Origin of the sequence: Pantoea sp. Z09 (assembly GCF_022394795.1) — a bacterium.
Taxonomy (GTDB): Bacteria; Pseudomonadota; Gammaproteobacteria; order Enterobacterales; family Enterobacteriaceae; genus Pantoea; species Pantoea latae.
In genome coordinates, this window is the sequence record NZ_CP092373.1 from 3621568 (window position 1) to 3638698 (window position 17131).

At 59.1% G+C, this 17131-nt stretch carries 15 protein-coding genes and 1 riboswitch; of the genes, 6 read left to right on the top strand and 9 right to left on the bottom strand.

The genetic code is table 11. The annotated features are described in order from the left end of the window. The first annotated feature begins 5 nt into the window (after positions 1-5). On the top strand, positions 6-1286 hold the full coding sequence (gene purD / locus MC269_RS17315; RefSeq protein WP_239953158.1) for a phosphoribosylamine--glycine ligase: 1281 nt from the start codon (positions 6-8) through the stop codon (positions 1284-1286). Positions 1287-1318: 32 nt separating this feature from the next. On the opposite strand, the gene MC269_RS17320 is transcribed toward purD, so the two are convergent. The 6 genes from MC269_RS17320 to nudC form a co-directional block, all read right to left on the bottom strand. Then, positions 1319-1984 carry a DUF1481 domain-containing protein gene (locus tag MC269_RS17320; RefSeq protein WP_239953159.1) on the bottom strand — a complete coding sequence of 222 codons (666 nt, stop codon included), beginning with the start codon at positions 1982-1984 and terminating at the stop codon, positions 1319-1321. 67 nt (positions 1985-2051) lie between these two features. After that, a complete protein-coding gene (gene hupA / locus MC269_RS17325; protein ID WP_033755847.1) occupies positions 2052-2324 on the bottom strand; it encodes a nucleoid-associated protein HU-alpha in 273 nt (90 codons plus the stop codon). A 188-nt stretch (positions 2325-2512) separates the two neighbouring features. Then, positions 2513-3103 (bottom strand): YjaG family protein, encoded by a 591-nt coding sequence (locus tag MC269_RS17330; protein ID WP_081142516.1) that lies wholly within the window; start codon positions 3101-3103, stop codon positions 2513-2515. A gap of 62 nt (positions 3104-3165) precedes the next feature. Then, on the bottom strand, positions 3166-3834 hold the full coding sequence (gene nfi / locus MC269_RS17335; RefSeq protein ID WP_081142514.1) for a deoxyribonuclease V: 669 nt from the start codon (positions 3832-3834) through the stop codon (positions 3166-3168). A gap of 2 nt (positions 3835-3836) precedes the next feature. Beyond that, positions 3837-4904: a uroporphyrinogen decarboxylase gene (gene hemE / locus MC269_RS17340; RefSeq protein WP_081142512.1), complete on the bottom strand. Its 1068-nt coding sequence runs from the start codon at positions 4902-4904 to the stop codon at positions 3837-3839. Between the two features lie 41 nt (positions 4905-4945). Continuing rightward, a complete protein-coding gene (nudC, locus tag MC269_RS17345) occupies positions 4946-5716 on the bottom strand; it encodes an NAD(+) diphosphatase (RefSeq protein WP_239953160.1) in 771 nt (256 codons plus the stop codon). A 154-nt stretch (positions 5717-5870) separates the two neighbouring features. Here nudC and MC269_RS17350 point away from each other — a divergent pair, with 154 nt between their 5' ends. From MC269_RS17350 to thiE, 3 genes are all read left to right on the top strand, one after another. Next, entirely contained in the window at positions 5871-6380 is a 510-nt protein-coding gene (locus MC269_RS17350; protein WP_081142508.1) for an Rsd/AlgQ family anti-sigma factor, read from the top strand. Positions 6381-6629: 249 nt separating this feature from the next. Continuing rightward, a riboswitch (TPP riboswitch) is annotated at positions 6630-6730 on the top strand. A gap of 84 nt (positions 6731-6814) precedes the next feature. Then, positions 6815-8743, top strand: coding sequence for a phosphomethylpyrimidine synthase ThiC (gene thiC, locus MC269_RS17355; RefSeq protein ID WP_239953161.1), 1929 nt, complete (start codon positions 6815-6817; stop codon positions 8741-8743). Beyond that, complete coding sequence (thiE, locus tag MC269_RS17360) at positions 8740-9375, top strand: thiamine phosphate synthase (protein WP_081142504.1); 636 nt, start codon at positions 8740-8742, stop codon at positions 9373-9375. The genes thiC and thiE overlap by 4 nt, the downstream gene beginning before the upstream one ends. A gap of 186 nt (positions 9376-9561) precedes the next feature. Here thiE and MC269_RS17365 read toward each other — a convergent pair whose 3' ends face one another. Then, the gene (locus MC269_RS17365) at positions 9562-11031 is read right to left on the bottom strand and encodes a PLP-dependent aminotransferase family protein (protein WP_081142502.1); all 1470 of its coding nucleotides are present in this window, start codon (positions 11029-11031) and stop codon (positions 9562-9564) included. A gap of 173 nt (positions 11032-11204) precedes the next feature. Here MC269_RS17365 and MC269_RS17370 point away from each other — a divergent pair, with 173 nt between their 5' ends. After that, complete coding sequence (locus MC269_RS17370) at positions 11205-11396, top strand: DUF1127 domain-containing protein (RefSeq protein ID WP_239953162.1); 192 nt, start codon at positions 11205-11207, stop codon at positions 11394-11396. Between the two features lie 81 nt (positions 11397-11477). Here MC269_RS17370 and MC269_RS17375 read toward each other — a convergent pair whose 3' ends face one another. Then, entirely contained in the window at positions 11478-12413 is a 936-nt protein-coding gene (locus MC269_RS17375) for a LysR family transcriptional regulator (protein ID WP_239953163.1), read from the bottom strand. An 85-nt stretch (positions 12414-12498) separates the two neighbouring features. On the opposite strand from MC269_RS17375, the gene MC269_RS17380 reads away from it, so the two are divergent. Next, positions 12499-12798 carry a hypothetical protein gene (locus tag MC269_RS17380; protein WP_239953164.1) on the top strand — a complete coding sequence of 100 codons (300 nt, stop codon included), beginning with the start codon at positions 12499-12501 and terminating at the stop codon, positions 12796-12798. A 65-nt stretch (positions 12799-12863) separates the two neighbouring features. Here the strand turns inward: MC269_RS17380 and rpoC are convergent, their stop codons facing one another. Beyond that, complete coding sequence (gene rpoC / locus MC269_RS17385) at positions 12864-17087, bottom strand: DNA-directed RNA polymerase subunit beta' (protein WP_239953165.1); 4224 nt, start codon at positions 17085-17087, stop codon at positions 12864-12866. Positions 17088-17131: the final 44 nt, after the last annotated feature.

Consider the following 17131-nt stretch of genomic DNA (forward strand, 5'->3'; position numbering starts at 1 on the left):
GCAATATGAAAATTTTAGTGATTGGCAACGGCGGTCGTGAGCACGCGCTGGCCTGGAAAGCGGCCCAGTCGCCGCTGGCGGAAACGGTATTCGTCGCGCCTGGCAACGCCGGCACCGCGCTGGAGCCAGCGCTGCAGAACGTCGATATCAGCCCGACCGATATCCCTGCCCTGCTGGCGTTCGCCCAGCGCGAAGCGATTGATCTGACCATCGTCGGCCCGGAAGCGCCGCTGGTTATCGGCGTGGTCGACGCGTTCCGCGCGGCGGGCCTGAAGATTTTCGGTCCGACTAAAAACGCCGCGCAGCTGGAAGGCTCCAAGGCGTTCACCAAAGATTTTCTGGCGCGCCACCATATTCCCACGGCGGAATATCGCAACTTTACCGATGTCGAAGTGGCGCTGGCCTACCTGCGTGAGAAAGGGGCGCCTATCGTCATCAAGGCCGACGGTCTGGCAGCCGGTAAAGGCGTGATTGTCGCCATGACGCTGGAAGAGGCGGAAGCGGCAGTGAAAGATATGCTGGCCGGTAACGCCTTTGGCGACGCGGGCCACCGCATCGTCATTGAAGAGTTTCTTGACGGCGAAGAGGCCAGCTTTATCGTGATGGTCGACGGCGAAAACGTGCTGCCGATGGCCACCAGCCAGGATCACAAGCGCGTCGGCGACGGCGATACCGGTCCGAACACTGGCGGTATGGGCGCCTACTCTCCTGCGCCAGTGGTCACCGACGAGATCCACCAGCGCGTGATGGATCAGGTGATCTGGCCAACGGTGCGCGGCATGGCGGCGGAAGGCAACGTCTATACCGGCTTCCTCTATGCCGGTCTGATGATCGATCAGTCGGGCCAGCCGAAGGTGATTGAGTTTAACTGCCGCTTCGGCGATCCAGAAACGCAGCCGATCATGCTGCGCCTGCAGTCGGATCTGGTGGAGCTTTGCCTGGCGGCGTGCGACGGCGCGCTGGATCAGACCGATTCAAAATGGGATCCGCGTCCGGCGCTGGGCGTGGTGCTGGCGGCGGGCGGCTATCCGGGCGACTACGTCAACGGCGAGCAAATCCACGGCCTGCCGCTGGAAGAAGTGGAAGACGGCAAGGTGTTTCACGCCGGCACCCGTCTCGATAACGATCTGGTGCTGACCAACGGCGGCCGCGTGCTCTGCGTCACCGCGCTGGGCGACGACGTGGCGGCGGCGCAAAAACGCGCCTATGAGCTGGCGCAGCCTATCTCCTGGAACGGCAGCTTCTGCCGCCGCGATATCGGCTATCGCGCTATCAATCGCAAGTAAGCAAAAAGGGCGCCTCAGGCGCCCTTTTCTTTCTACATATCTTCTTCTTTCGGCTGCGAATCGCAGCGTTCTCCCGGCGCGGCGCGCAGCAACTGGGTGCCCTCCGGCGCCTCCAGCCAGGAAACCAGCAGCGGCTCGCTGCTGCGCCGCTGCTGTTGCGCCAGCGTCTGAAAGGCATAATCGTCGAAGGCGGGCGACACCCGCGCGCCGTCGCAGCTTTCGATCTGTTTTGCGCCCCGCCACAGGCCCTGTTTCAGCATGACGCGACCGCTGAGCAAAGCGTTGCTCTGCGCCAGCATGCGCTGCGCGTCGAACTTGTAGAGTTCTACCGTATCCGTATCGACGGCTTCGCGCCGGTTGGCCAGCTGCCGCTGCATAAAGCTGAGGCTGCCGTCCTGGTCGAAACGTAGCGTCACATCGTCAGGCTGCTTGCCGCTGACGTGGCGTGCCACGCTAACCAGCTTCTCTTCTTGCCACACATAGTCGGTGGTCTCAGAGGCATCGCCATTAAAGGGCGTATAGAGGGTGCGTATATGGACGGTGAGATGGCCGCTGTTCTTGCGCCAGATGCGCACTGCGCCGCGATCGGCAAGATAGCCGCTGGCGGTAAAAGGAGGCGTATCGGGCGTTGAGCCGCACCCGGAGAGCAAAAGCAGAAAAAGCAGAGCGAAACAGGAGTGTGAACGCAGCTTCGTCATTGCTGGCCCTTAATACAAAAGGGGCGAATTCGCCCCTTCTTTAAAATTCTGACCGCGGTGCGACGTCTTATTTGACAGAGTCTTTCAGCGCTTTACCAGAAACGAATGCCGGTACGTTTGCCGCAGCGATTTTGATCTCTTTGCCAGTTTGCGGGTTGCGACCGGTACGCTCAGCGCGGTGGTTCACTTTAAAAGTACCAAAACCAACCAGTTGTACAGCATCACCTTCTTTCAGAGACTCAGTGATCGCAGCCAGAGTAGATTCCAGAGCCGCTTTAGCCTGGGTTTTTGACAGGTCCGCTTTTTCCGCGATCACATCAATCAGTTGAGTCTTGTTCATAAGTTATCCTTAAAGTGTATTTATCGCTTGCTAAGCAACGAGTGCGAGGGAAAAGCCATATTCTGGCACTCTTCAGCCTGCACGCACCGATAGCCACAATTTTCAGCCCCCCAAATGTAGACCAGACAGGGGGCCGATGTGAAGCCTCCAGGCTCGCTAATTCGGGCCTGAAGTCACGTTTTCCCGCCTTACTGCTGAAAAATTATACCGATGTTGCTGATTCCCGCCTCTCGCAGGTCCAAACGCAATCCTTTGATCAATTCAAGGTCTCGTTCTTCGCAGTCGGCCAGCAGGCGAAAAATCTCCCATTGCAGGTCCCATTCGTCGATCACAGCAGGGTTTTCACGCAGCTCGTCGTCGCTCATTTCGCGTCCGGCCTGGGTCATTTCCAGCATCGCCACGGTGGTGATAGAGGTTTTGCTGACTTCGATCGCATGCTCCAGGGTTTCGCCGCTTAGCATGGCGTGCAGCGCTTCGCTTAAGGCCACGCAGGCGTCGATAGCCGGATAGACGCCGTAGACGTCGAACGCCTCGCCGTCGGGAATGGCGGCTTCAAGCTTTTCCAGCTGACTGTCGAAGTTGATTTTAGCGTCTTTGACCGTCAGGCTTTCCCAGACCAGATCAAGGATGCGGCGATAGAGTGACGCATCGGCGAATTCCGTCTGCTGACAGAAGGCCCAGTAATTGGGGAACATACGCTCGCACAGGCAAGCCATAAACGTCAGATGCTGCCAGCTTTCCAGCTTTGCCAGACGCAGGTGAACGGGGTTTTGTAACATGAACAGGGCTCTTCATCGTTTAGCTGGCGGCAGTGTACCGCAAAAGCGCCGCGCGCACAGCGTTAAAGCGCGTTTTGCCAGCGTTGAAAGGCGGTGCGGTTGGAGGCGACGGCATCGGCCCAGCGCGTCGGTTCCGGCAGGCGATAGCCGCCCATGCACTTTTCCACCCAGTGCAGCGCGCTGTCCAGGCTAACGCGGTGTCCGGTCGCGACAAACAGTGGATTACAGCGCGCTTTGCTGCGCCATACCCAGCCGATTTGCTCGCCCTTGTCGATTAACGGCTGGCGCGAACCCGGCTCTGGATCCAGATCGGCGAAACGGCCGCACAGGCGCTTTTTCGCCACGCCGATGGTCGGCACGTCCACCATTAAGCCAAAGTGCGAAGCGACGCCAAGACGGCGCGGGTGCGAGATGCCGTGTCCGTCGACAAACAGCAGGTCCGGTTTTTGCTCAAGCATGTTCCACGCCGCCAGCAGCGCCGGATATTCACGGAAAGAGAGAAAGCCGGGAATGTAGGGCATGGTGGTGGCGATGCGCGCTACGCGGTGCTCCACCAGCTTAAGGGAAGGATATTCGAGGATAACCAGGGCGGCACGCGTCACCGCCCCTTCCTGTTCGAATCCAACGTCAGCGCCGCCGATAAAACGCGGCGGCAGCACGTCGAAATCATCCTGCCGCACCACCTCTGCAGCGCGCTGGATCTGTTCCGCGCGCAGTGCAGCAATGTCCATACTTACTCCTGATGATAGTGGCCTGAGAGACGGTGTACCGCCTCAACAAACACGCCCGCATGTTCTGGCGGCACATCCTGATGAATGCCATGCCCCAGATTGAAGACGTGACCGCTGCCCGCGCCGAAGCCCTTGAGAATACCGGCGACTTCCTGCTCGATACGCGCAGCTGGCGCATAAAGCATAGACGGATCCATGTTGCCCTGCAGGGCGACTTTGTCGCCGACGCGGCGACGCGCCTCGCCGATATCGGTGGTCCAGTCGAGTCCCAGCGCATCGCAGCCGGTCGCGGCCATTGCTTCCAGCCACTGTCCGCCACCTTTGGTAAACAGCGTAATCGGCACGCGGCGGCCTTCATTCTCATGCAGCACGCTGTCGACGATTTTATGCATGTAGTGCAGCGAGAATTCCAGATAGTCGCGGCCCGTCAGCACGCCGCCCCAGGTGTCGAACACCATCACCGACTGCGCGCCCGCGCGGATCTGCGCGTTGAGATAGAGGATGACGCTGTCCGCCAGCTTATCGAGCATCGCGTGCAGCGTGGCGGGATCGGCGTACATCATCTTTTTGATCTTCGTGAAGGCTTTGCTGCTGCCGCCTTCCACCATATAGGTCGCCAGCGTCCAGGGGCTGCCGGAGAAGCCAATCAGCGGCACTTCGCCCTTGAGGTTTTTGCGAATGGTGCGCACCGCGTTCATTACATAGCCGAGTTCCTGCTCTGGATCGGGCACCGGCAGTTTATCGACATCGGCGCGGCAGGTAATCGGGCTGGAGAAGCGCGGGCCTTCGCCGGTTTCGAAGTAGAGTCCCAGACCCATCGCGTCGGGAATGGTCAGGATATCGCTAAAGAGGATCGCCGCGTCCAGCGGGTAGCGACGCAGCGGCTGCAGGGTGACTTCACACGCCAGTTCGGCGTTTTTGCACAGCGACATAAAATCGCCAGCTTCGGCGCGCGTCGCTTTATATTCCGGCAAATAACGCCCGGCTTGTCGCATCATCCACACCGGGGTGATATCCACCGGCTGACGTAACAGGGCGCGCAGATAACGATCGTTCTTTAGTTCACTCATTTCAGGACTCTCTCAATTTCAGGCGCCTAGTGTAACACTTCTCAGGCGTCGGCGCGGCAGATGGCAACGGTATCTTCTATCAGGCGGCGCGCCACGGTGCCGGGCGGCGGCAACAGCGGCAGCGCGTCGTAGCGGTACCAGCCGGCGTCCAGCAGCTCTTTGTTGTCGATTTGCAGATCGCCGCCGTCATACTCCGCCATAAACGCCATCATCAGCGAATGGGGGAACGGCCAGGGCTGCGACGTGACATAGCGCAAATTCTTGACGCGCACGTTGCTCTCTTCCATGACCTCGCGCGCGACCGCCTGCTCCAGCGTTTCGCCTACCTCGACAAAGCCCGCCAGCACGGTATAGATGCTGTTGCGATGGCGCGCATGGTTGGCGAGCAGAATCTCATCGCCGCGCCGAATGGCGACAATGATGCAGGGCGCGATTTGCGGATAGTAGCGTTCGCGGCAGTGGCCGCACAGACAGGCGTTCTCCTGCTTGCTGAGATGCATCTCGTGACCGCAGTAGCCGCAGAAGCGATGCGAGCGATAAAACTCCGCCAGCTGCACCGCGCGTCCGGCCAGCTGGAACAGCCCCGCCTCTTCATCAATCAGCTGGCGCACCGAGAACATATCGCGATCGCGATTTTCACACACCAGCCAGACCGTTTCGCCTTGCCACTCGCCGACCGCCTGCGCCTTGCTTCCCGCTAGCTTAAACGCAGCGGCGCTGCCGTGCGGCAGGTCGCCCTGCGGCAACCAAAGTTTCTGTTCATGGCTGACAATCCACCATCCAGCGTCTACGCTTGAGATCTCATGTTGCATCTAATCGTCATCCTTAGCGTCTTTTCGATACGCTGAAGTCCTGATGTTAAGTATGTAGACAAACAACTATACCCTAAATCGTTCAGCTTGCAGGCGGCCTCTGACCCGCCGCGGCCGCCACGGTCAGGGGGATTTTATTGATATGGAGTCAGAAATGCTTAACCAGTTAAATGTCCTGACCGAGCGCGTAGGTGGCAGCAATGAACTGGTCGATTCGTGGCTGGACGCCCGTCGCCAGCTACTGGTGTCTTATTACCACCTGGTTGGGCTGAAACCCAACAAAGAGGCGCTCACGACGTTAGACGAGCAGGCGCTCGACAACTTTTGTCACGGTCTGGTCGATTACCTTTCCGCCGGTCACTTCAGTATCTATGAGCGCATCATCAATGAGATGGAAGGCGACAGCCCGATGATCGCCGCCGCGCAGATTTATCCGCCGCTGGAAGCCAATACCGAACGTCTGATGCAGCTCTACGATGGCCATCTGCAGCAGTCGATCGACGACGACAACTGTGTTGATTTCCAGCTGGCGCTGTCGGAAGTCGGCGAAGTGCTGGAGGCACGTTTCACGCTGGAAGATAAGCTGATCCAGCTTGCCTGGGATAACAGCCTGGTGCGCGCCCCGGTGGCGAACGACAGCAGCCAGCTCTCGCGTCCGGCTTAAGGTTAACCAGTTGTAAATCGCTTGTTATTCTGAACCAGCCCTTTTATGCTAAACGGGTTTTCGGCGATAACGTCGAAAACCCGTTTTGTTTTTGTGCAATATGCACTGGCGTTTTGCGTTTTAAGCGTAGCGTGCGCAGCCAGTTCACGCTCGGACAGCGCGCAGGGACGGGAGCATACTGAAGTATGTGACCGTCACGAGCACTGCCCAGGCGCGAAATGGCAAGCTAAGTAGCTTAAAACGTAAAACGAAATCTTGTCGGAGTGCCCGCAAGGGCTGAGACCGTTAATTCGGGATCCGCGGAACCTGATCAGGTTAGAACCTGCGAAGGGAACAAGAGTAAACATCATCAGTGCGCAGGCGGCTGCCTGTCGTGTCTGTTACTCCTTCCGAACTCCGGACAAGCAACGTTCCCCCTCAACAGGAAAATTGCTATGTCTACCACCAAAACCAACCGACGTGAGCAGCGCGCGCAGGCGCAGGCGTTTATCCATGCGCTTCAGGGCGGCGTCGCCTTTCCCAACTCAAAACGTATCTGGATCCAGGGCAGCCGCGACGATATCCGCGTGCCGATGCGCGAGATCCAGCTCAGCCCGACGCTGACGGGCGGCAGCAAGGATGCGCCGCGCTATGAGGAAAATGAGGCGGTGCCGGTCTACGATACGGCGGGGCCTTATGGCGATCCCGATGCCACGATCGACGTACAGCGCGGGCTGGCGAAGCTGCGCGCCGGCTGGATTGCCGCGCGCGGCGACAGCGATACGTTAGAGCAAATCAGCTCGCACTACACCCAGCAGCGTCTGGCCGATGATGGGCTGGATCATCTGCGTTTCGACCATTTGCCGCAGCCGCGCCGCGCGAAAGCGGGACGCCGCGTCACGCAGCTCCACTATGCGCGTCAGGGTATCGTGACGCCGGAGATGGAGTTTATCGCGCTGCGCGAGAATATGGGGCGCGAGCGCATTCGCGGTGAAGTGCTGCGTCAGCAGCATCCGGGCTACAGCTTCGGCGCGCAGCTGCCGGAAAACATCACGCCTGAGTTCGTGCGTCAGGAAGTGGCCGCTGGCCGCGCCATCATTCCCGCCAATATCAACCATCCCGAGTCGGAGCCAATGATTATCGGCCGTAACTTCCTGGTGAAGGTCAACGCCAACATCGGCAACTCGGCGGTCACCTCCTCTATCGAGGAAGAGGTAGAGAAACTGGTCTGGTCAACGCGCTGGGGCGCCGACACCGTGATGGATCTTTCGACCGGCCGCTATATTCACGAAACGCGCGAATGGATCCTGCGCAATAGCCCGGTGCCTATCGGCACCGTGCCGATCTATCAGGCGCTGGAGAAGGTCAACGGCGTCGCGGAAAATCTCGACTGGGAGGTGTTCCGCGACACCCTGCTGGAGCAGGCGGAGCAAGGGGTAGATTACTTCACTATTCATGCCGGCGTGCTGCTGCGCTATGTGCCGATGACGGCGAAGCGCCTGACCGGCATTGTCTCGCGCGGCGGATCCATTATGGCGAAGTGGTGCCTGTCGCATCACCGCGAGAGTTTTCTCTATGAGCATTTCCGCGAGATTTGCGAAATCTGCGCCGCCTACGACGTTTCCCTGTCGCTCGGCGACGGGCTGCGTCCCGGCTCGATTCAGGATGCCAACGACGAGGCGCAGTTCGCCGAGTTGCACACGCTGGGCGAGCTGACAAAGATCGCCTGGGAGTATGACGTGCAGGTGATGATCGAAGGCCCCGGCCATATTCCGATGCAGATGATCCGCCGCAATATGACCGAACAGCTGGAACATTGCCACGAGGCACCGTTTTACACGCTTGGCCCGCTGACCACCGATATCGCGCCCGGCTACGATCACTTCACCTCCGGCATCGGCGCCGCGATGATCGGCTGGTTCGGCTGCGCCATGCTCTGCTACGTCACGCCGAAAGAGCACCTTGGCCTGCCGAACAAAGAGGACGTCAAACAGGGGCTGATTACCTATAAGATCGCCGCCCACGCGGCGGATCTGGCCAAGGGCCATCCCGGCGCGCAGATCCGCGATAACGCCATGTCCAAAGCGCGTTTCGAATTCCGCTGGGAAGATCAGTTTAACCTGGCGCTCGATCCGCATACCGCCCGCGCCTATCACGATGAGACGCTGCCGCAGGAGTCAGGCAAAGTCGCTCACTTCTGCTCGATGTGCGGCCCTAAATTCTGCTCGATGAAAATCAGTCAGGAGGTGCGCGACTACGCGGCCCGCCAGCAAACCGAGGCGCAGCCTGTTGAGATCGGCATGCAGCAGATGTCGGACCGGTTTCGCCGCCAGGGCAGCGAGCTTTATCACTCGGCCGATGCGCTGAACGAGGAGAACCCATGAATACCCCCTTTCCCGCTACCGCGCCGCGCTTAGGGCTCTATCCGGTGGTCGACAGCGTCGAGTGGATCGCGCGACTGCTGGAGGCGGGCGTGCGCACTATCCAGCTGCGCATCAAAGATCGCGATGACGAGGCGGTAGAACCGGCGATCGCCGAGTCGATTGCCCTCGGCAAGCGCTATCACGCGCGGCTGTTTATCAATGATTACTGGCGGCTGGCGATCAAGCATCGCGCCTATGGCGTGCATCTCGGTCAGGAGGATCTCGACGTCGCCAACCTGAATGCCATTCGCGAGGCGGGCCTGCGGCTGGGCCTGTCGACCCATGACGACGCCGAACTGGATCGCGCGCTGGCGATTGGCCCTTCCTATATCGCGCTGGGGCATATTTTTCCCACCCAGACGAAAGCGATGCCGTCCGCGCCGCAAGGTCTGGCGGAGCTGCAGCGGCATATCGCGCGGCTGAAGGGCATCTCCACCGTGGCGATTGGCGGCATCAGCCTTGAACGCGCGCCTGCGGTGCTGGCGACCGGCGTCGGCAGCATCGCCGTGGTCAGCGCCATCACTCAGGCGCCAGACTGGCGCGCGGCGACTGAGACGTTGCTAAAACTGGCAGAGGCGCAGCCAGACGCCTGAAACGCAATACGCCGCGCAAAAGGCAGCAACGGTTTGCAACAGCGGTAAAAAGCATGGAAGACGGCGCGCAGCGACAGGCATTCTCTGTAGCGCCGTTTTTCTGTTTCGCTACAGTGGCTCTCGCCGGGTTATCCAGCCCGGCCAGGGCCAGGACCTCCCCTTCACCCTCTCTGGCCCTGCCCTCAGCTACTTCGCCAGGAGGATCTCATGCTGCATGGATTGTGGAGAGTGTTCGCCCGCGCAGGCGGCTATCGCGCGCTCGACGGCCTCGCCGACTTTTGCCAGCGCCTGTTCGACGCGATCGTCGAGCGTTATCGCAAAGCTCAGCCGCAGACAGTTACGGTATTTTCCCGAGGCGGAAAAAAGCGAGCCGACCGCGATCTGAATATGAGAATCGCGCAGCTCGCGGTTAAGGCGCACGGCGTCAAACGCCTCCGGCAGCTCAACCCACATCATAAATCCGCCCTGCGGCCGCGACACGCAGATGCCACACGGAAAATAGTGGCGCACCCAGCAGCTAAAGCTGCTGTAGTTGCGCTGATAAAACTGACGCATGCGCCGCAGATGCGGCTGATAGTGGCCCTGACGAATAAACTCCGCCAGCGCGTGCTGCGCCAGCGTATTGCTCGAGCCGGTGGCGATATATTTCATATGCAGCACGCGGTCGCGATAGCGCCCCGGCGCCACCCAGCCTGTGCGCAGGCCTGGGGCGATGGTTTTCGAAAAAGAGCTGCACAGCAGCACGCGGCCGTCCAGATCCATCGACTTCAGGGTCGCGGGCCGCGGATAGTCCCACGCCAGTTCGCCATAAACATCGTCTTCGATAATCGCCACGTCAAAACGCTGCGCCAGCGTCAGCAGCGCGCGCTTGCGCGCTTCCGGCATAATAAAGCCCAGCGGATTGTTGCAGTTCGGTACCACCATCACCGCCTTGATTGGCCACTGCTCGAACGCCAGCTCAAGCGCTTCCAGACTGATGCCGGTGACCGCATCGGTGGGGATCTCGATGGCGCGGATGCCGAAGCCGCGCAGGGTCTGCATAATGCCGTGGAACGATGGCGACTCCACCGCGATGATGTCGCCTGGCTCGCATACCGCGCGAATCGATACCGACAGCGCTTCATGGCAGCCGGTGGTGATGACGATATCCTCAACCGACAGCTGACAGCCGCTGTCGATGGCCAGCCGCGCGATCTGCTCGCGCAAGGCGACCACGCCATACAGATTATCGTAGCCGAGAAGTTCGGTTGCCTGCCGCTGCGCCTGACGGCTGAGGATTTTCCACATCGGTTTAAGGGTAGGCTGCGTCAGATTAGGCATGCCGCTGCCCAGCTGCATCATGTTCGGCTCCAGCCGCGTATCGAGCAGATCCAGCACCGACTCCCACTGCGTGATCTCTACTGGACGCTGTACCGGGCGCGTCAGCCGCGGCACCGGCGGTGTCGCTTTGCGCGGCGTAACGAAATAGCCGGAACGCGGCTGCGGCGTAATCAGCTGCTTCTCCTCCAGCACGTGATAGGCCTGCTGCACGGTGCTAATGCTGACGCCATGTTCAAGGCTCAGGCTCCGCACTGACGGCAGCTTCTCGCCGTGGCGATAAAGCCCCTGCTCAATGCGCTGTGCCAGATGCATCGCCAGCTGTTGATAACGCGTCATGATCGTCTCCCTCAGGCAAGCAGCGGTGAAAAACAGTACAGACAAGCGTTTTTTTTACCATTCAGATGGTCTTTGCGGCAATCTGTATGTTAAAGAAAGTCGATTTTTGCGTCTGTATCCTTTTTCCGCGTCGGCGGACACTACTCCCTGGTTCATAAACGAGGATCAGGAAAATGGGATATGAAGAAAACTGTGCGGCCAAACCTTTCGCGGTCACGCCATGGCATCTGCTGCGCGCCCTCGCGCACGGCATTAAAGCGATCCACCAGCGGCGTAAGACGCGTCAGATCCTGTCGCATCTGAACGATGCGCAGCTCAAAGATATCGGATTGACGCGCAGCGATATTGAAAACGAACGATGGTAACGCCGGAGCGCGTCAGGCCGCATGGACTAACCGTCCGCCACAGCGGGCAGAAAAACCTGCCCGCTGCCTTATCCAGCCAGGCTAGACAGCGGCGTCGTAGGGCGAGAGAAGCCCGGTTAAGAAATCGATAACCTTCTGCGTGCGGCGCGGGGTCAGGCGGCGCTCCAGACGCAGCACCCACATATTCATTCTCTCGGTTCGCCAGGCTTTTAGTATCTCGACCACCGCGCCGCTGGCGAAATCGGGCGCGCCTAGCCAGTAAGGCGCCCAGCCTATGCCGCAACCCGCCCGCACCATCTGCCAGGCAGCCTGACCATCGTCGAACAAGTAGCGCGAGGCGGGCTCCCAGCGCACCGCTCTGCCATCCTCAGGCGAACTAAAACGCCAGGCGTCCGCCCGCCCTTTATTGAGATTCCAGAAACCTATCTGGCTATGCGCGCTGAGTTCGAAGGGCGTAGACGGCTCGCCGTGCTGCTCGAGATAGCCGGGCGTCGCGCAGGCGACCCAGGGAAAACTAAAGAGCCTGCGCGCGGAATGACCCGGCCAGGCTTCCAGCGGGCCGGAACGGAGCGCGAAATCAAAACCGCCGCCTGCTAAATCCACCATTGCGTCGCTAAAGTGCATTTCCAGTGCGATCTCAGGATGCGCGGCAAGAAAGGCGGGCAGCGCAGGCATGATGCAGGCGCGTCCAAAAGAGGATGGCACGGAGATGCGCACCCGGCCGCTGGCACCCTCATCCTCGATGCCGCTCAGCGCGTTCTCAACCTGATTCACCTCTTCCAGCAGTCCACGCGCCAGCGTCAGCATTCTCTCGCCCTCTTCCGTCAGCGACAGCGCGTGCGTGGTGCGGTGCAGCAGCCGCACGCCGTGCTGGCCCTCGAAGCGGCTTAACGCTTTAGAGACGGCCGAGGTGGTCGTACCGGCGCGACGCGCGGCTTCGGCAAAGGATCCGGCTTCAACGATACGCGCGAACCAGAGCAGCTGCGTCAGGCTGGATGAAAAAAGCGGTGTTGCCATCTGGTCAATATCTCCTTGCTGCGCGGCAGCCTACAAGCGCCTGGCGACGGCTGATAACGTTGAGCCTCTTAAAGGAGATCATGATATGAAATTTTTAGTGCTACTCACACCCGTCGCCGGTCGCGATCCGGCTGAGTTCAGGCCTTATGCGGTGGCAGAAATGCAGGCGGTCTGGAATGACTATAAAGCTGGCGCGCTGCGGGAGATCTATTTTTCACCCAGCCCGCTGATTGTCAGCGTTATCTACGAAACCTCTACCCGTGACGAGCTGGAAACGTTGGTTGCGCGTCTTCCGATGGTCGACGCCAATTTGCTCTCGGTGCAAATTGTTGAAATGGGCCTAATGCACGGCTTCGAGGTGTTGTTTGCGCCCACGGCGGCATAAATCGCACGGTATTGCAGCCAAAAAAAAACCCTGCCGAAGCAGGGTTTTTATTACGCGAAGAGCGCTTAGTCGTTATCGCTGCCGCCAAGACCGGCGTTCAGCAGTTCAGCCAGGCTGGCAGAGGCTTCATCCGCAGTCACCTGAGGAGCAACCGGCGCTTCACCCGCCTGACGGCGACGCATACGATCCTGATGGTAAGCGTAACCGGTACCGGCCGGGATCAGACGACCCACGATCACGTTCTCTTTCAGGCCGCGCAGTTCGTCGCGCTTGCCTGCCACAGCGGCTTCGGTCAGGACACGCGTGGTCTCCTGGAACGAGGCTGCCGAGATGAACGATTCGGTTGCCAGTGACGCTTTGGTGATACCCAGCAGATCGCGCATGTAGGTCGCGCCGATTTTGCCGTTCGCTTCCAGATCGCGGTTAGAGATCTTGATGCGAGAGACTTCTGCCTGCTCACCTTCCAGGAAGTCGGTGCTTCCCGCGCTCATGATGGTTGCTTTACGCAGCATCTGGCGAACGATGACTTCGATGTGCTTATCGTTAATCTTAACGCCCTGCAAGCGGTAAACTTCCTGCACTTCGTTGGTGATGTAACGGGTCACAGCATGGACGCCACGCAGACGCAGAATGTCGTGCGGAGATTCCGGACCGTCGGAAACCACGTCACCACGTTCTACGCGCTCGCCTTCAAATACGTTGAGCTGACGCCATTTCGGGATCATCTCTTCGTACGGCTCGCTACCATCAACCGGCGTGATCACCAGACGACGTTTGCCTTTGGTCTCTTTACCGAAGGAGATGATGCCGCTGATCTCCGCCAGGATAGCTGGCTCTTTCGGACGACGCGCTTCGAACAGGTCGGCAACGCGCGGCAGACCACCGGTAATATCCTTGGTACCGCCAGATTCCTGAGGCACACGCGCCAGGGTGTCACCGGAGCTGATCTTCTTGCCGTCTTCCAGCTGAACGATCGCTTTGCCCGGCAGGAAGTACTGTGCCGGCATATCGGTGCCCGGGATCAGTACATCTTCGCCCTGTGCATCGACGATTTTCAGCGCCGGACGCAGATCTTTACCACCTGCGGTACGCTCAGCGGTATCCAGCACCACCAGCGAAGAGAGACCGGTCAGTTCGTCGGTCTGACGCGTGATGGTCTGGCCATCGATCATGTCAGTAAAGCGAATGAAGCCGCTCACTTCGGTGATAACCGGCATGGTGTGCGGATCCCAGTTCGCCACGGTTTCGCCCGCTGCAACCTGTTCGCCGTCGCCTTTCGCCATGGTCGCGCCGTAAGGGACTTTATAGCTCTCTTTGGTACGGCCAAACTCATCGATCATTTTCAGTTCGACGTTACGCGAGGTAATAACCAGTTTGCCAGCGGAGTTGGTTACCGACTTGGCGTTGGTCAGTTTGATAGTACCTTTGTTCTTCACCTGAATGCTGGATTCAGCCGCCGCACGCGATGCCGCACCACCGATGTGGAACGTACGCATGGTCAGCTGGGTACCCGGCTCACCGATGGACTGTGCCGCGATAACACCGATCGCTTCACCTTTGTTGATGATGTGACCACGTGCCAGGTCGCGACCATAGCAGTGCGCACACACACCAAAATCGGTTTCACAGCTTACAACAGAGCGAACCTTGATGGTGTCGACAGAGTTCTCTTCGACCACATCACACCAGTGCTCATCCAGCAGCGTATTACGCGGAACCAGGATGTCAGCGGTGCCCGGCTTCAGCACGTCTTCGGCCGTTACACGACCCAGCACGCGCTCGCGCAGCGGCTCTTTAACGTCGCCGCCTTCGATAACCGGCGTCATCATGATGCCTTCGAAGGTGCCACAGTCGTCTTCGGTGACCACCAGGTCCTGCGCAACGTCAACCAGACGACGCGTCAGATAACCGGAGTTCGCGGTTTTCAGTGCGGTATCCGCCAGACCTTTACGCGCACCGTGGGTCGAGATGAAGTACTGGAGTACGTTCAGACCTTCACGGAAGTTCGCGGTAATCGGCGTCTCGATGATGGAGCCATCCGGCTTCGCCATCAGACCACGCATACCTGCCAGCTGACGGATCTGCGCCGCAGAACCACGCGCACCGGAGTCGGCCATCATAAAGATGCTGTTAAAGGAAACCTGTTTCTCTTCTTCGCCGTCACGGTTAATCACGGTTTCAGTCGAGAGGTTTTCCATCATCGCCTTCGCTACGCGCTCGTTCGCCGCAGCCCAGATATCGATGACTTTGTTGTAACGCTCGCCCGCGGTAACCAGACCAGACTGGAACTGCTCCTGGATCTCAGCCACTTCCGCTTCCGCTTCGGTGATGATTTCCACTTTCTTCTCTGGGATCACCATGTCGTCGATACCAACAGACGCGCCTGAACGGGCAGCGTAAGCGAAACCGGTGTACATGGTCTGGTCAGCGAAGATAACGGTCGGCTTCAGGCCCAAAATGCGGTAACAGGTGTTCAGCATTTTGGAGATCGCTTTTTTACCCAGCGCCTGGTTGACGATGGAGTAAGGCAGACCTTTCGGCACGATCATCCACAGGATGGCGCGGCCGATGGTGGTGTCAATGATGCTGGTTTTAGCAACCCACTCGTCCTGCTCGTTTTTCTCGTGTTCGGTAATACGTACCTTCACGCGAGCGTGCAGCGAAGCGAGGCCAGCGCGATAAACACGCTCTGCTTCTTTCGGGCCGGTCAGCACCATGCCTTCGCCTTTGGCGTTAACACAGTCGCGGGTCATGTAGTACAGACCCAGAACAACGTCCTGAGACGGAACGATGATTGGCTCGCCGTTCGCCGGAGACAGGATGTTGTTGGTAGACATCATCAGCGCACGCGCTTCCAGCTGGGCTTCCAGCGTCAGCGGTACGTGAACAGCCATCTGGTCACCATCGAAGTCGGCGTTATAGGCCGCACACACCAGCGGGTGCAGCTGGATCGCTTTACCTTCGATCAGAACCGGTTCAAATGCCTGGATACCCAGACGGTGCAGCGTCGGCGCACGGTTCAGCAGAACCGGGTGCTCACGGATCACTTCGTCCAGGATATCCCAGACCACCGCTTCTTCGCGCTCAACCATTTTCTTCGCGGCTTTGATAGTGGTGGCGAGGCCACGCAGCTCCAGCTTGCCGTAGATGAACGGTTTGAACAGTTCCAGCGCCATTTTCTTCGGCAGGCCGCACTGATGCAGACGCAGGTATGGACCTACGGTGATAACAGAACGACCGGAGTAGTCAACGCGCTTACCGAGCAGGTTCTGACGGAAACGACCCTGCTTACCTTTGATCATATCGGCCAAAGATTTCAGCGGACGCTTGTTAGAACCGGTGATCGCACGACCGCGACGACCGTTATCCAGCAGGGCGTCGACCGCTTCCTGCAGCATACGTTTTTCGTTGCGTACGATGATGTCCGGCGCAGCCAGATCCAGCAGGCGCTTCAGACGGTTGTTACGGTTGATGACGCGACGATAAAGATCGTTCAGATCCGACGTAGCGAAACGACCGCCGTCCAGCGGAACCAGCGGACGCAGGTCCGGCGGCAGCACCGGCAGCACGGTCAGGATCATCCACTCTGGCTTGTTGCCAGACTGCACGAACGCTTCCAGCAGCTTGATGCGCTTGGTCAGCTTTTTACGTTTGGTCTCGGAGTTGGTTTCGTTCAGCTCTTCACGCAGCTGCTCGCACTCTTGCTCCAGATCCATGTTTTTCAGCAGTGCCTGAATCGCTTCGGCGCCCATTTTCGCGTCGAATTCGTCACCGAACTCTTCCAGCGCGTCAAGGTACTGCTCTTCAGTCAGAATCTGACGTTTTTCGAGGTTGGTCATGCCACCTTCGACCACAACGTAAGATTCAAAGTAGAGCACGCGTTCGATATCGCGCAGCGGCATATCGAGCAGCAGGCCGATACGAGACGGCAGCGACTTCAGGAACCAGATGTGCGCGGTCGGAGAAGCGAGTTCGATGTGGCCCATGCGCTCACGACGCACTTTGGTCTGGGTCACTTCGACGCCGCACTTCTCACAGATCACGCCGCGGTGTTTCAGGCGCTTGTACTTGCCGCACAGGCACTCGTAATCTTTTACCGGTCCGAAAATACGGGCGCAGAAAAGACCGTCACGCTCTGGCTTGAAGGTACGGTAGTTAATGGTTTCCGGCTTTTTCACTTCACCGAACGACCATGAACGGATCATGTCTGGCGAGGCCAGCGCAATTTTGATCGCATCAAACTCTTCGGTCTTAGTTTGCGCTTTCAGAAACTTAAGTAAGTCTTTCACGGATTAGCTCCCGTCGGAGTGGAACTCTCAGGGGCACGCAGCCG